At 71.2% G+C, this 13,184-nt stretch carries 12 protein-coding genes and 1 tRNA gene; 10 read left to right on the plus strand and 3 right to left on the minus strand.

What is annotated here, in order from left to right:
• Nucleotides 1-42: 42 nt before the first annotated feature.
• Nucleotides 43-990 (minus strand): acyl-CoA desaturase, encoded by a 948-nt coding sequence (locus OHA34_RS29365; protein WP_329519538.1) that lies wholly within the window; start codon nucleotides 988-990, stop codon nucleotides 43-45.
• A 391-nt stretch (nucleotides 991-1,381) separates the two neighbouring features.
• On the opposite strand from OHA34_RS29365, the gene OHA34_RS29370 reads away from it, so the two are divergent.
• From OHA34_RS29370 to OHA34_RS29400, 7 genes are all read left to right on the plus strand, one after another.
• Nucleotides 1,382-1,452, plus strand: a tRNA-Gln gene (locus OHA34_RS29370).
• Between the two features lie 248 nt (nucleotides 1,453-1,700).
• Nucleotides 1,701-3,179, plus strand: coding sequence for a bifunctional UDP-N-acetylglucosamine diphosphorylase/glucosamine-1-phosphate N-acetyltransferase GlmU (gene glmU / locus OHA34_RS29375; RefSeq protein WP_285938147.1), 1,479 nt, complete (start codon nucleotides 1,701-1,703; stop codon nucleotides 3,177-3,179).
• Nucleotides 3,180-3,309: 130 nt separating this feature from the next.
• Entirely contained in the window at nucleotides 3,310-4,290 is a 981-nt protein-coding gene (locus OHA34_RS29380; protein ID WP_285938146.1) for a ribose-phosphate diphosphokinase, read from the plus strand.
• Between the two features lie 364 nt (nucleotides 4,291-4,654).
• Nucleotides 4,655-5,272, plus strand: a complete 618-nt coding sequence (locus OHA34_RS29385; protein WP_285938145.1) for a 50S ribosomal protein L25/general stress protein Ctc — start codon at nucleotides 4,655-4,657, stop codon at nucleotides 5,270-5,272.
• A 152-nt stretch (nucleotides 5,273-5,424) separates the two neighbouring features.
• Nucleotides 5,425-6,003: an aminoacyl-tRNA hydrolase gene (gene pth, locus OHA34_RS29390; RefSeq protein ID WP_285938143.1), complete on the plus strand. Its 579-nt coding sequence runs from the start codon at nucleotides 5,425-5,427 to the stop codon at nucleotides 6,001-6,003.
• Between the two features lie 189 nt (nucleotides 6,004-6,192).
• Nucleotides 6,193-7,668: a sugar transferase gene (locus tag OHA34_RS29395; RefSeq protein ID WP_285938142.1), complete on the plus strand. Its 1,476-nt coding sequence runs from the start codon at nucleotides 6,193-6,195 to the stop codon at nucleotides 7,666-7,668.
• 13 nt (nucleotides 7,669-7,681) lie between these two features.
• A complete protein-coding gene (locus tag OHA34_RS29400) occupies nucleotides 7,682-8,302 on the plus strand; it encodes a TetR/AcrR family transcriptional regulator (RefSeq protein ID WP_285938141.1) in 621 nt (206 codons plus the stop codon).
• 59 nt (nucleotides 8,303-8,361) lie between these two features.
• On the opposite strand, the gene OHA34_RS29405 is transcribed toward OHA34_RS29400, so the two are convergent.
• Nucleotides 8,362-8,922, minus strand: coding sequence for a carboxymuconolactone decarboxylase family protein (locus tag OHA34_RS29405; RefSeq protein WP_285938140.1), 561 nt, complete (start codon nucleotides 8,920-8,922; stop codon nucleotides 8,362-8,364).
• Nucleotides 8,919-9,749, minus strand: a complete 831-nt coding sequence (locus OHA34_RS29410) for an SDR family NAD(P)-dependent oxidoreductase (protein ID WP_285938139.1) — start codon at nucleotides 9,747-9,749, stop codon at nucleotides 8,919-8,921. Before OHA34_RS29410 ends, OHA34_RS29405 begins: the two co-directional genes overlap by 4 nt.
• 215 nt (nucleotides 9,750-9,964) lie before the next feature.
• Between OHA34_RS29410 and OHA34_RS29415 the strand changes: the two genes are divergently transcribed.
• The 3 genes from OHA34_RS29415 (at nucleotide 9,965) to OHA34_RS29425 (ending at nucleotide 13,144) form a co-directional block, all read left to right on the plus strand.
• Entirely contained in the window at nucleotides 9,965-10,864 is a 900-nt protein-coding gene (locus tag OHA34_RS29415) for a 3'(2'),5'-bisphosphate nucleotidase CysQ (RefSeq protein WP_285938138.1), read from the plus strand.
• A gap of 88 nt (nucleotides 10,865-10,952) precedes the next feature.
• The gene (gene cysD / locus OHA34_RS29420; protein ID WP_285938137.1) at nucleotides 10,953-11,867 is read left to right on the plus strand and encodes a sulfate adenylyltransferase subunit CysD; all 915 of its coding nucleotides are present in this window, start codon (nucleotides 10,953-10,955) and stop codon (nucleotides 11,865-11,867) included.
• Between the two features lie 14 nt (nucleotides 11,868-11,881).
• Nucleotides 11,882-13,144, plus strand: a complete 1,263-nt coding sequence (locus OHA34_RS29425; RefSeq protein WP_285938618.1) for a sulfate adenylyltransferase subunit 1 — start codon at nucleotides 11,882-11,884, stop codon at nucleotides 13,142-13,144.
• Nucleotides 13,145-13,184: the final 40 nt, after the last annotated feature.

Here is a 13,184-nt window from a genome sequence, read left to right on the forward strand (position 1 = left end):
TCGTACCGTTCGCATTGCTGAGTGGAAGGGGGGGATGCCACATCATGCCTGCTTCGTCCGCTTGGCGAGGCGTTCGGCGTCCGGCCAGCGGACGTCGCGGGCCCAGCCGGCCTTCTCGAACGTCCAGATGACGCGGGCGCTGATGTCGACCTGCCCCTTGAGGACGCCGTGGCGCGCGCAGGTCGGGTCGGCGTGGTGCAGGTTGTGCCAGGACTCGCCGAGCGACGGGATGGCGAGCCACCACACGTTGCGGGACTTGTCGCGGACCTCGAAGTCCTCCTTGCCGAACGTGTGGCAGATGGAGTTGATCGACCAGGTCACGTGGTGCACCAGGGTGGTCCGGACGAAGCCCGCCCAGAACAGCGCGGTCAGCGCGCCGAGCCAGGACATGGTGAGCAGCCCGCCGAGCGCGGCCGGGAGCAGGAACGACACCGCGACCAGTCCGGGGAACCACCGGTGCACGCGGACGATGTCGCGGTCGTTCAGCAGGTCCTTGGCGAAGCGCGGCTTGGACGTGCGGTTGCTGTTGAACAGCCAGCCGTAGTGCGCCCAGACCAGGCCCTTGGCCAGGGCCTTCCAGTCGTTGCCGAAGCGCCACGGCGAGTGCGGGTCCATCTCCTTGTCGGAGTGCTTGTGGTGGCGCCGGTGGTCGGCGACCCAGGTGATGACCGGCCCCTCCATCGCCAGGCCCCCCGCGATCGCCAGGAAGATCTTCAGTGGGCGGCCCGCCTTGAACGAGCCGTGCGTGAAGTAGCGGTGGTAGCCGACGGTGATGCCGCCGGCCGAGACGAAGTAGAAGACCGCGGTGAGGAGCACGTCGCTCCAGCCGAGGAAGCTGCCCCACGCGAGCGGGACCACCGCGAACAGGGCCAGGAACGGGACCCCGGTGAACAGGGCGATGAGTAGGCGTTCGGCGTTGCCCCGCGGCTCCGGGTCGATCTCTGGACGGCCCTGTGGGCGAGGGGGATCGAGGATGGGGGCTGTAGTCATTGCGTCACCGCTTCCTGCTACTCGGGGCAGCCGTACTTACGCCAACGTAACCTACGGTTGCGTAGGTTGGACAGCATCGAATCGTAAATTCGGTGATTTTTCGGTCTCAAGGACATGAAACTCTGCGGAGGGTCAGACCGGTGTCACGCGGATGTGAAGAGAGCTCGTGAAATGGTTCTCGGCCAGGTCAAACGACCGGGCCCCGCCGATGGTTCGCCCGCCGGGCCCCGGTGGACGGCGCGTTCCCGGGGGCGGTCCCGCGGCCGTCCGTCGAGGGGCCGGCCCCGGACCGATCCCCGCCTAACGGATGGGGGAGTGGTGGCGGAACCGGTATCGTGAGGACCGGCCTGGACGGCTCCCCAGAGTGGGAGGTTTGTCCGGGTTTGGCCTTTCCCGGGTCGTCTAAGGGCAGGACTGGTCGTTTTGGTCGATCGTATGGGGGTTCGAATCCTCCCCCGGGAGCAGGGTGCCCGATGTGCCGTCCGGCGGCCCCGGGCCCGCCGGACGGCGGGCTCCGGAAGGTCCGATCGTGACCGCGGGGGACCGGCGGGGTGACAGGTCCCGGCTGGGCGGTATCCTTCGGTTGTCGGGCGTGCCCATGCCCCTGCCGGAACGTCGTTTAGGCAGGTAGGCGGCGTATTGGACGGTCCAAGTGGGGCCGTCGGTTCCGCACCCGACCGAACCCGTCCGCGATGCCGAGGAGCCTCTTCGTGGCTGCCTGCCGTACACGGAGCCGGGCCGCCCGCCCGGCCGCCGTAATCGTCCTCGCCGCGGGCGAGGGCACCCGGATGAAGTCCCGTACTTCCAAAGTGCTGCACGAGCTGTGCGGGCGCAGCATGGTCGGCCATGTGCTGGCCGCCGCCCGCGAACTTGAACCCGAACGCCTCGTGGTGGTGGTCGGGCACCGCCGCGAACAGGTCGTCGCCCACCTCGCCGAGCACGTCCCGGACGCCGAACCGGTCGTCCAGGAGCGGCAGGGCGGCACCGGGCACGCCGTCCGGACGACCCTGGAGCAGACCGGCGACCTGCGCGGCACCGTCGTGGTCACCAACGGCGACCATCCGCTGCTGCGCGGCGAGACGCTCGCCGAACTGGTCGCCACGCACGAGGCCGACGGCAACGCCGTCACCGTCCTCACCACCGAGATGCCCGACGCCACCGGCTACGGCCGCATGATCCGCGCGGCCGACGGGTCGGTCAGCGCGATCGTCGAGCACAAGGACGCCACCGCCGAGCAGCGCGCCGTCAACGAGATCAACGTCGGCATGTACGCCTTCGACGGGGCCCTGCTGGCCGCGGCGCTCAAGCGGGTCACCACCGACAACGCCAACGGCGAGGAGTACCTCACCGACGTCGTGGCGATCCTGCGCGGCGACGGCCACCGGGCCGGGGCGCACCGCGCCGCCGACTGGGTCGAGACGCAGGGCGTCAACGACAAGGTGCAGCTCGCGCAGGCCCGCCGACAGCTCAACGACCGGATCCTGGAGGCCCACATGCGGGCCGGGGTCACCATCGTCGACCCGGCCACCACCTGGATCGACGTGCAGGTCAGCGCCGAGCCCGACGCGATCGTCCACCCGGCGACCCAGCTGCACGGCCGCACCCACCTGGGCGAGGGCGCCCGAGTGGGGCCGGGCTGCACGCTGACCGACACCAGGGTCGGCGCGGACGCCACCGTGGTCAACGCCGTCTGCGTCGAGGCCGAGATCGGCCCGCAGGCGTCCGTCGGCCCCTACGCCTACCTGCGCCCGGGAACCCGGCTGGCCCGCAAGGCCAAGGCGGGCACCTATGTGGAGATGAAGAACGCGCAGGTCGGCGAGGGCAGCAAGGTGCCGCACCTGACCTATGTCGGCGACGCCGAGATCGGCACCGGCTCCAACATCGGGGCCAGTTCGGTGTTCGTCAACTACGACGGCGTCACCAAGAGCCGCAGCGTGATCGGCGACCACGTCAAGGTCGGCAGCGACAACATGATCGTCGCTCCGGTCACGGTCGGCGACGGCGCCTACACCGCCGCCGGATCGGTGATCGTGCAGGACGTCCCGCCCGGGGCGATGGCGGTCGCCCGCGGACGGCAGCGCAACATCGCGGGGTGGGTCGAGCGCAAGCGCGCCGGCACCCCCGCCGCCGACGCGGCCCGCCGGGCCCGCGACGACGCGGCCGGTGAGCACGCCGCGGGCGGCGACTGACGCCCCGCCTCCCGCCGCGTCCGGCGGGACGACAGGCAACCCGCGCATCGCGGAGTCGACTCTTGCGATGCGTGGGGAGTGGGGACAACACCCACGAGAAGCACGTTCCATTTAGGGGGAGTTGTCAGAGGTGAGTGGGATCAAAGCGAGTGGCCAGAAGAAGCTCATGCTCTTCACCGGCCGAGCCCACCCGGACCTGGCCAAGGAAGTAGCCGACAACCTCCACGTCGAACTCACGCCGACCTCCGCGTATGACTTCGCCAACGGCGAGACGTTCGTACGGTTCCTGGAGTCGGTCCGTGGTTCCGATGCCTTCGTGATCCAGAGCCACACAGCTCCCATCAACCAATGGATCATGGAGCAGCTGATCATGGTGGACGCGCTCAAGCGCGCGTCGGCCAAGCGGATCACCGTGGTGGCACCGTTCTTCGGATATGCCCGCCAGGACAAGAAGCACCGGGGCCGTGAGCCGATCTCGGCGCGGCTGATGGCCGACCTGTTCAAGACCGCGGGCGCCGACCGGCTGATCACCGTGGACCTGCACACCGCGCAGATCCAGGGCTTCTTCGACGGTCCGGTCGACCACCTGTTCGCGCTGGACCTGCTGGCCTCGCACTTCGAGAGCCGGCTGGACACCTCGCAGGTCACCGTGGTCGCGCCGGACGCCGGCCGGGTCCGGGTGACCGAGCGGTGGAGCGACCGGCTGGGCGGGGTGCCGATGGCGATCATCCACAAGAAGCGCGATCCGGATGTGGCCAACGAGGTCAAGGTCTTCGACGTGGTCGGCGAGGTCGAGGGCCGGACCTGCGTGGTGGTGGACGACATGATCGACACCGGCGGCACCATCGTCAAGGCCGCCGAGGCGCTGTTCGAGCAGGGCGCGGCCCGGGTCGTGGTCGCGGCGACGCACGGCGTGCTGTCGGGGCCGGCCGTCGACCGGCTGAAGAACTCCCGGATCTCCGAGGTGGTGCTCACCAACACGCTGCCGATCCCCGAGGAGAAGCAGTTCGACAAGCTGACCGTGCTGCCGATCGCGCCGCTCGTCGCGCGGGCGATCAACGAGGTGTTCAGCGACGGCTCGGTGACCAGCCTCTTCGGCGGGCACAGCTGAACCCGCGGCCGAACCCGCGGCCGACCGCACCCGGCTGAACGGGGCCGTCCGGCCCGCGTCCGTCCATCCGTGCCCGGGACCGCGTGACGGCGGTCCCGGGCACGGGCGCGTCCGGGGCCGGCGCCGTTGGGGCCGCCGCCGTTCGGGGCCGCTGGCGTTCGGGTGTGCGACGATCGGCTAGACTTGACCAATCCGCGTATGTCCCGGGTCGTTCAGTGCGGTTCCTCCACCGGTCCCGCACTCCCCGGGGAACGCAAAGAATCTTCGAGGCGCCTGACGCGTCGAGCATCGCCTGATTCGCTCTGTCCGTAGCGGACGTCCATGCCGGACGGCCGTGGATCGCAACAAACGAGGAGTTTCCGCCGTGTCCGAGGTACGCATTGCCGCCGAGCCGCGCACCGAGTTCGGTAAGGGTGCCGCGCGGCGCACCCGCCGGGCCGGCAAGGTGCCCGCCGTCATCTATGGTCACGGCACCGACCCGCAGCACATCTCGCTTCCCGGGCACGAGCTGATGCTCGCCCTGAAGACCCCCAACGTGCTGCTCACCCTCGAGGGCGTCGGCGCCGGCAGCGAGCTGGCCCTGCCCAAGGACGTGCAGCGCGACCCGATCAAGGGCTTCCTGAAGCACGTCGACCTGCTGGTGGTCAAGCGCGGCGAGAAGGTCGTCGTCGACCTGCCGATCAGCATCGTCGGCGACGTGGTGGCGGGCGGCCGGCTGGTCCAGCCCGAGGTGCAGATCTCGATCGAGGCCGAGGCCACCCACATTCCCCAGGAGGTCGAGCTCCACATCGCCGGCCTGGAGATCGACACGCAGGTGCTGGCCAAGGACCTCAAGCTCCCCGCGGGCGCGACTCTGGCCGCCGACGAGGACATTCTGATCGTTCAGATCGTCGACGCGACCGTCTCCACCGAGCCGGCCGCGGCCGAGGGCGAGGGCGCCGAGGGCGAAGGCACCGAGGGCGAGGGCGAGGGCGCCGAGTAGGCGGCCCCCCAGGCGAGACGGCCGCCGATCGCGGCGACCGTCCGACCGACACGGTTTTCCACGGCCTCCGCCGGTGCGCGCACCGGCGGAGGCCGTGCACGTCCGCGGGCCGGGGCCGTCCCCGGAGACACAGCGGTTGAAAGGGAGTACCGGTGAGCGCGGATCTCTGGCTGGTCGTGGGCCTCGGCAACCCGGGCCCGTCGTACGCCGGGAACCGGCACAACGCCGGGTTCATGGTGCTCGACGTGCTGGCCGGACGGGCCGGCGGGCGGTTCAAGTCGCACCGGTCGCGGTCGGAGGTGCTGGAGGGACGGCTCGCGGGCGCCCGCGTGGTGCTGGCCAAGCCGCGCACGTTCATGAACGAGTCGGGCGGGCCGGTGAAGGGCCTCCGCGACTTCTACAAGGTGCCGGTCGAGCGGCTCGTCGTGGTGCACGACGAGCTGGACGTCCCGTACGGGACGCTGCGGCTCAAGCAGGGCGGCGGTGACAACGGTCACAACGGGTTGCGTTCTATCACCCGATCGCTGGGTGGAGACAAGAATTACCTGCGGGTCAGGTTCGGAGTGGGGCGACCACCCGGCCGGATGGATCCGGCGGCGTTCGTTCTGAAGGATTTCTCGGCCGCCGAACGCAGGGAACTCGAGCTGAACGTCGATCGCACCGCCGACGCCGTCGAGGGAGTGCTCACCGGCGGTCTCGAGGCCGCGCAGAACACTTTCCACGCCGGTTGACCGCTCCGCAGGGGGGCGCCCGCGCGGCCGGGAGCGGCCGGTGCCGCATGGCTCCCGCCGAGGGGCAGGCGAACGTAAGATGCATCACACGCGGGCTTGGGATGTCGTGTGAACCCCGCGTGCCACTCGGCCGTCTTCGGGGTGGAACGTGTGTGACGGGGCGCGCGTGTCAGGAGTTGGTGAGGTGTTATGGCCGTCGTTGACAAGGTCCGGCATGATTCGGCGGCCGGCCACGAGCAACGGCGCGTCCAAGCGCCGAGCTGGAGCGGGTGGTATCGCCGCTTCGCCGGCGGGCTCGACTTCTTCAGCATGCTGATGGCCGGAGTGATCGCCTTCCTGCTCCGCTTTCCCGGCATTCCAGGCGATCCGACCGTACCGTATGTCGCCCTGACGGTCGCGCTGCCCGTGCTGTGGCTGCTCACCCTGATGCTGTGCCGGGCCTACCAGCCGCGGTACATCGGCGTCGGGTACGAGGAGTTCCGCCGGGTCCTGCACGCCGGGTTCATCCTCACCGCGTCCGTCGCGATCGTGGCGTACGCGACCAAGACCGAGGTCGCCCGCGGGTACGTGGTGATGGCGTTGCCGTTCGGCACGTTCCTCAACCTGGTGGCGCGCTACCGGCTGCGCAAGTGGCTGCACCGCAAGCGGTGGAACGGCGACTGCATGCGGCGGGTCGTCGCGGTGGGGCACCGCACGTCGGTCGCCGACCTGATCAAGCTGCTCCGGCAGAAGCGCTACCACGGCATGGACATCGTCGCGATCTGCCTGCCGCCCGCGCTCGCCGCCGGCGACGACGCGATCGGCGAGGTCGAGGGCGTGCCGGTGCTCGGCCACTTCGGCCAGGCGGCGGCGGTGGTCGACCAGGTCGGCGCCGACTCGGTCGCGGTGCTGGCCTGCCCCGAGATGGACGGGTCCGCGCTGCGCCGGCTGGCCTGGCAGATCGAGCGCGACGACGTCGAGCTGGTGGTCGCGCCCGCGCTGATGGACGTCACCGGGCCGCGGATCTCGATCCGGCCGGTGTCGGGGCTGCCGCTGCTGCACGTCGAGCACCCCGAGTTGGACGGCGGCCGGAAGGTCGTCAAGAGCCTGTTCGACCGGACCGGGGCGCTCGCCGGGCTGGTGCTGCTCAGCCCGCTGCTGCTGCTCGTCGCGTTCCTGATCAAGGTGACCACCAGCGGGCCGGTGCTGTTCCGGCAGGTCCGGGTGGGCCGCGGCGGGCGGCACTTCACCGTGCTGAAGTTCCGCACGATGGTGACCGACGCCGAGGACCGCAAGGTCGAGCTGCGCCAGCACAACGACAACGACGGCGTGCTGTTCAAGATCAAGGAGGACCCGCGGATCACCCGGGTCGGCCGCCGGCTGCGCCGCTACTCGCTGGACGAGCTGCCGCAGCTGATCAACGTGGTGCGCGGCGACATGTCGCTGGTCGGGCCGCGTCCGCCGCTGCCCGAGGAGGTCGCCCAGTACGGCGGCGACGTCTACCGGCGGCTGGTCGTCCGGCCGGGGCTGACCGGGCTCTGGCAGGTGAGCGGGCGCTCCGACCTGACTTGGGAGGAGTCGGTCCGGCTCGACCTGCGGTACGTCGACAACTGGTCCCTGGCGCTCGACCTCCAGATCATGTGGAAGACCTGGTCGGCGGTGGTCCGCGGCTCCGGCGCCTACTAGTTAGGGTGAGATCGTGACCACGTCCGTTCCACGCAGACTGCCGCGTGGCCGGCACGCGCTGTCCCGCGAGGAGGTCGCCCGCGCGCAGCGCGGCCGGCTGATCGCGGCGATGGCCGAGGCGATGAGCGAGCAGGGCTTCGTCAACACCTCGGTGGGCGATGTGCTCAAGCGCGCCGGAGTCTCGCGGCAGAGCTTCTACCAGCTGTTCTCGTCCAAGCTCGACTGCTTCATGGCGGCCTTCGACGAGGCGACCCGGCGGCTGGAGGAGCGGCTCGACGCGGTCGTGTCGGGACCGGGCGGGCCGTTGGAGCGATTCGAGCGGGGCATCACCACCTACGTCGAGATGCTGGCCCGCGAGCCGGCCTACGCGCGGCTGTTCGTCGTGGAGGTGTACGCGGCGGGTCCGGAGGCGCTGGCCCGTCGGGCCGAGTTCCAGGAGCGGCTGTCCGGTCTGCTGGCGCCGGTGCTGGAGGCGCCCGGCGAGGAGGGCCGGTTCGGCTGCCGGGCGATCGTGGCGGCGGTCAGCAGCATGGTGACCGTCCCGCTGCTCGACGGCGACGCCGGTGCGCTGCGCGAGTTGGGGACGCGCATCAACGCGCATGTGCGCACGCTCAAGGAGCACGGCGTCCTGTAGCCCCGCGAGCGCGGGTCCGCCGGTTCCGCGAGCGCGGTCCCTGAGGGGCTCGTCCCGGGTCAGCGGCGCTTGCGGAGGAACGGGCGGCGCGGGGGGTCCGGCTCGATGCGCAGGGCGGTGATGACGGTGGCCAGCATCTCGTAGTGCCCGGCCAGCATGCACAGCTCGACGCACTCGGGCTCGACGAGGTGCGCGCGCAGGAGCGCCCAGGTGGCGTCGTCGAGGTCCTGGTGCTCGTGCAGGTGGTCGATCGCGGTCAGCAGCGCGCGCTCCCGGGGCGTCCAGCCTTCGGCGCCGGGGCCGGAGGTGATCCGCTCGACCTCGGCGGGGCCGATTCCGGCCCGGCGGCCGAGCCGGACGTGGTGGTCGAACTCGTACCGGCACGCGCGCAGGTGCGCGACACGCAGGATGACCAGCTCGCTCTCGCGGCGCGGCAGCCGCCCGCCGGGCATCAGCGTCCCGGCGAACCACAGCCAGGCGGGGAAGAGCCGGCGGTGCCGGCCGAGGGTGCGGAACAGGTTCGGCGGGCCGGTCCCGGCGACCAGTCCCGAGACGCGGGTGAGCGCCCAGGCGAGCGGGCCGATGTCGGCCGGCCCGCCGGGGCGGACGCGGGCGGTCACGGGACGTCCGGCTGCTCGGTGGTGAGCGCGACCCGCTCGTCCCGGGCGATCTCCAGGGCCTCGCGCAGCCGTCCCTGGACGACGTGGTCGATCACGGGCTGCGCGAGCATCCGGGCGGGCAGCACGGCCGCGACCCACCAGGGCGCCACGACGCGGGCCGACCGCCAGGCGATGCCGCGCTCCAGCGCGTCGATCCCGGCCTTGAGCGGGGTGACGCGGGAGACGCGGGAGATCGCGGTGCCGGAGCCGAGCAGCGTCTCGGCCGCGCGGGTGCCGAATCCCCGGCTGGTCATGTCGGTGTCGAGCTCGGCGAAATAGGCCACGCCGGCGCGTGCGCCGTAGGGGCGCAGCTCGCTGCGCAGGGTGTTGCCGAGCGCCTCGACGGCGGCCTTGGACGCGCTGTAGGCGCCGAGCAGCGGCAGGTTGGCCGCCGCGGCGGCCGACGCGACCGCCAGGGCGTAGCCGCGCGGGTGCGCGATGTGCGGGCCAGCGATGCTCAGGGTGTTGTAGGTGCCGAGCACGTTGACCCGCATCGTGCGCTCCATCACCCCCGGGTCGCCGCCGATCATCGGCAGCTGCGCGGCGACGCCCGCGTTGGCGACGACCGCGTCCAGGCCGCCGAGGGCGCGCACCGTTCCGGCGACCGCCGCTTCGACCTGGGCGCGGTCGGTCACGTCGCAGGGCCACCACGGCGCGTCCCCGCAGCGGGCGGCGACGGCGGCGAGGGCGTCCGGTTCCAGCCCGGCCAGCGCCACCCGGGCGCCGCGGGCGTGCAGCCGTTCGGCCAGCGCCGCGCCGATGCCGCGGGCGGCCCCGGTGATCAGCACTCGGCGGCCCGTGAGTGAGGGCGTGCGATCGATTCGTCCCACTATGTTCCCGACCATGCCGGGACGGTACCACCAGTAAACAAGAGCGTTTATTTGACTGTGCGCGGCAGCGCGTCCGCGCCGGCGACCGGCCTGCTGATACTCCCCGCGGGGCGGCGCTTGGGGCGCACGTGAGAATGTGTACCCAACAGACCAGTCGAGTCGGGAATGTGATCATGACGGAGACCCCCGGAGACGACCACGCGCTGGCGGGCGAGCTCGCCGATGCCGCGGGGCGCCTGCTGCTGGAGGTGCGCGACGAGGTCGGCTTCGCCGACGCGCGCGTCCTCAAGGACACCGGCGACCTGCGGGCGCACGAGTACCTGATGGCGGCCCTGGCCGAGCGCTGTCCGGACGACTCGATCCTCTCCGAGGAGGGCCGGGCCTCCGTCGCGGGCAAGCGCGCCCAGGGCGCGGCGGCCGACCGGGCGCCGACCGGCAACACCGCCGACGCCGTGCGGCTCTCCGCGGGCCGGGTGTGGATCGTCGACCCGCTGGACGGGACCCGTGAGTTCTCCGAAGAGGGCCGCCGCGACTGGGCCGTCCATGTGGCGCTCTGGGAGAAGGGACGGCTGACCGCCGGCGCCGTGGCGCTCCCCGCCCAGGGCCGGACGCTCCGCACCGCCGCCCCCGGAGGCGCGCTGGTCGTCAGGAACGCTCCGGGCAAGCCCGGCGGCAGCTCCGAGTCGGCACTGCACGCGCCCGCGCCCGAGACCGGCAGGCTGCGCATCGCCGTCAGCCGCACCCGCCCGCCCGAGTTCGTCCGGCAGCTCGCGGACCGGCTCGATCTCGACGTCGAGCTGGTCCCGATCGGCTCGGCCGGCGCCAAGATCTCCGCGGTGCTGCTCGGCGAGGTCGACGCCTACGTGCACGCGGGCGGCCAGTACGAATGGGACTCGGCCGCGCCCGCCGCGGTGGCCCTCGCCGCCGGCGCGCACGCCTCGCGCGTCGACGGTGACCCTTTGGTTTACAACCGGGAGGATCCCCGGTTGCCGGATATCCTGGTGTGTCATCCCGTGTCGGCATCGATGCTGCTGTCCGGCATCAGGGACGTCCGCGACGCCCTGCCGAAATGACCGGGCGCCGCGACCAGTGACATCCCGACCAGCGACATCCGAAGACAACGGTGCATCTGTCAGAGAGCGTGGAGAGAAGCCCCATACCATGCAGCGCTGCGATTATGTCCTGTCCCAGTTGGACGTTCTGGAAGCCGAGTCGATCCACATCATCCGGGAGGTGGCCGCGGAGTTCGAGCGGCCGGTCCTGCTGTTCTCGGGCGGCAAAGACAGCATCGTGATGCTGCGGCTGGCGCAGAAGGCCTTCTGGCCGGCGCCGATCCCGTTCCCGGTGATGCACGTCGACACCGGTCACAACTTCCCCGAGGTGATCGAGTACCGCGACCGGCGGGTCGCCGAGCTGGGCCTGCGGCTGGTGGTGGCCTCGGTGCAGGAGTCGATCGACTCGGGCCGGGTGGTCGAGGAGACCGGCCGCCGCGCCTCGCGCAACCGGTTGCAGACCGTCACGCTGCTGGACGCGCTGGAGGAGCACGGGTTCGACGCGGCGTTCGGCGGCGCGCGCCGCGACGAGGAGAAGGCGCGGGCGAAGGAGCGGGTGGTGTCGTTCCGCGACGAGTTCGGGCAGTGGGACCCCAAGAACCAGCGGCCCGAGCTGTGGAACCTGTTCAACACCCGGATCAGGCGCGGCGAGCACGTGCGGGTGTTCCCGCTGTCGAACTGGACCGAGCTCGACATCTGGGACTACGTGCGGCGCGAGAGGCTGGAGCTCCCCTCGATCTACTTCGCGCACGCGCGCGCGGTGTTCGAGCGCGACGGGATGCTGCTGGCCGACCTGTCCTACGCCAACCGCGGCGAGGACGAGCCCGCGTTCGAGGCGACCGTCCGCTACCGCACGGTGGGCGACGCGTCGTGCACCGGCGCGGTGAAGTCGAACGCGGCGGGGCTGGACGAGGTGATCGAGGAGATCGCGGCGACGCGGATCACCGAGCGCGGCCAGACCCGAGCCGATGACCGGGCCAGCGAGGCCGCGATGGAGGACCGCAAGAAGGAGGGCTACTTCTGATGCCCGGCAAGCAGATGGACATCCTGCGGTTCGCCACCGCGGGCAGCGTCGACGACGGCAAGTCGACACTGATCGGGCGGCTCCTGTTCGACTCCAAGTCGATCTTCGAGGACCAGCTGGAGTCGGTCGAGCGCACCTCGGCGGACCGCGGCGAGGAGTACACCAACCTGGCGCTGCTGACCGACGGCCTGCGGGCCGAGCGCGAGCAGGGCATCACCATCGACGTGGCCTACCGGTACTTCGCGACGCCGCGCCGTAAGTTCATCATCGCCGACACCCCCGGGCACATCCAGTACACCCGCAACATGGTGACCGGGGCCTCCACCGCCGATCTGGCGATCATCCTGGTCGACGCCCGCAAGGGGATCCTGGAGCAGTCCCGGCGGCACGCCTTCCTGACCACGCTGCTGAAGGTGCCGCACCTGGTGGTGGCGGTCAACAAGATGGACCTGGTCGACTACGACCAGGACGTCTACCGGCGGATCTGCGACGAGTTCACCGCGTTCGCGTCCAAGCTGGAGGTCGGCGACCTGACCTTCATCCCGCTGTCGGCGCTGCACGGCGACAACGTGGTCGAGCGCAGCGTGAACATGCCCTGGTACGAGGGGTCGTCGCTGCTGCACCACCTGGAGCACGTCCACATCGCCTCCGACCGCAACCTGATCGACGTGCGGTTCCCGGTGCAGTCGGTGATCCGTCCGCACGCCTCCACGGACCCCGACCTGCACGACTACCGCGGCTACGCGGGCCAGGTGGCGGGCGGGGTGCTCAAGCCGGGCGACGAGGTGGTGCACCTGCCGTCCGGGCTGACCACCACGATCACCCACATCGACGGCCCGGCCGGCCCGGTCACCGAGGCGTACGCGCCGATGTCGGTGACGCTCCGGCTGGCCGACGAGATCGACATCTCCCGCGGCGACATGATCGCGCGGCCGAACAACCGGCCCGAGGTCGCCCAGGACCTCGACGCGATGGTGTGCTGGATGACGCCCGACCGGCAGCTCACCCCGCGGATGAAGCTGGTGATCAAGCACACCACCCGCACCGCCCGCACCCTGGTCACGGGCCTGCACTACCGGCTCGACGTCAACACCCTGCACCGCGACGAGAACGCCACCGGCCTCGGCCTCAACGAGATCGGCCGGATCGGGCTGCGCGTCACCCAGCCGCTGTTCGTCGACGACTACGGCCGCAACCGCCTCACCGGCGGGTTCATCCTCATCGACGAGGCCACCAACAACACCGTCGCCGCAGGAATGATCACCGGAGCCCGCTAGAACACGCCCCCGCCGGACCGGCCATCCGCCGGTCCGGCGG

Origin of the sequence: Spirillospora sp. NBC_01491 (genome assembly GCF_036227065.1) — a bacterium.
Lineage (GTDB): Bacteria > Actinomycetota > Actinomycetes > Streptosporangiales > Streptosporangiaceae > Spirillospora > Spirillospora xylanilytica.

Excerpts from the sequence above, each read along its gene's own strand:
- OHA34_RS29365 (WP_329519538.1), bottom strand. The coding sequence starts at position 990 with ATGACTACAGCCCCCATCCTCGATCCCCCTCGCCCACAGGGCCGTCCA.
- OHA34_RS29395 (WP_285938142.1), top strand. The coding sequence starts at position 6,193 with ATGGCCGTCGTTGACAAGGTCCGGCATGATTCGGCGGCCGGCCACGAG.
- OHA34_RS29415 (WP_285938138.1), top strand. The coding sequence starts at position 9,965 with ATGACGGAGACCCCCGGAGACGACCACGCGCTGGCGGGCGAGCTCGCC.
- cysD (WP_285938137.1), top strand. The coding sequence starts at position 10,953 with ATGCAGCGCTGCGATTATGTCCTGTCCCAGTTGGACGTTCTGGAAGCC.
- OHA34_RS29425 (WP_285938618.1), top strand. The coding sequence starts at position 11,882 with ATGGACATCCTGCGGTTCGCCACCGCGGGCAGCGTCGACGACGGCAAG.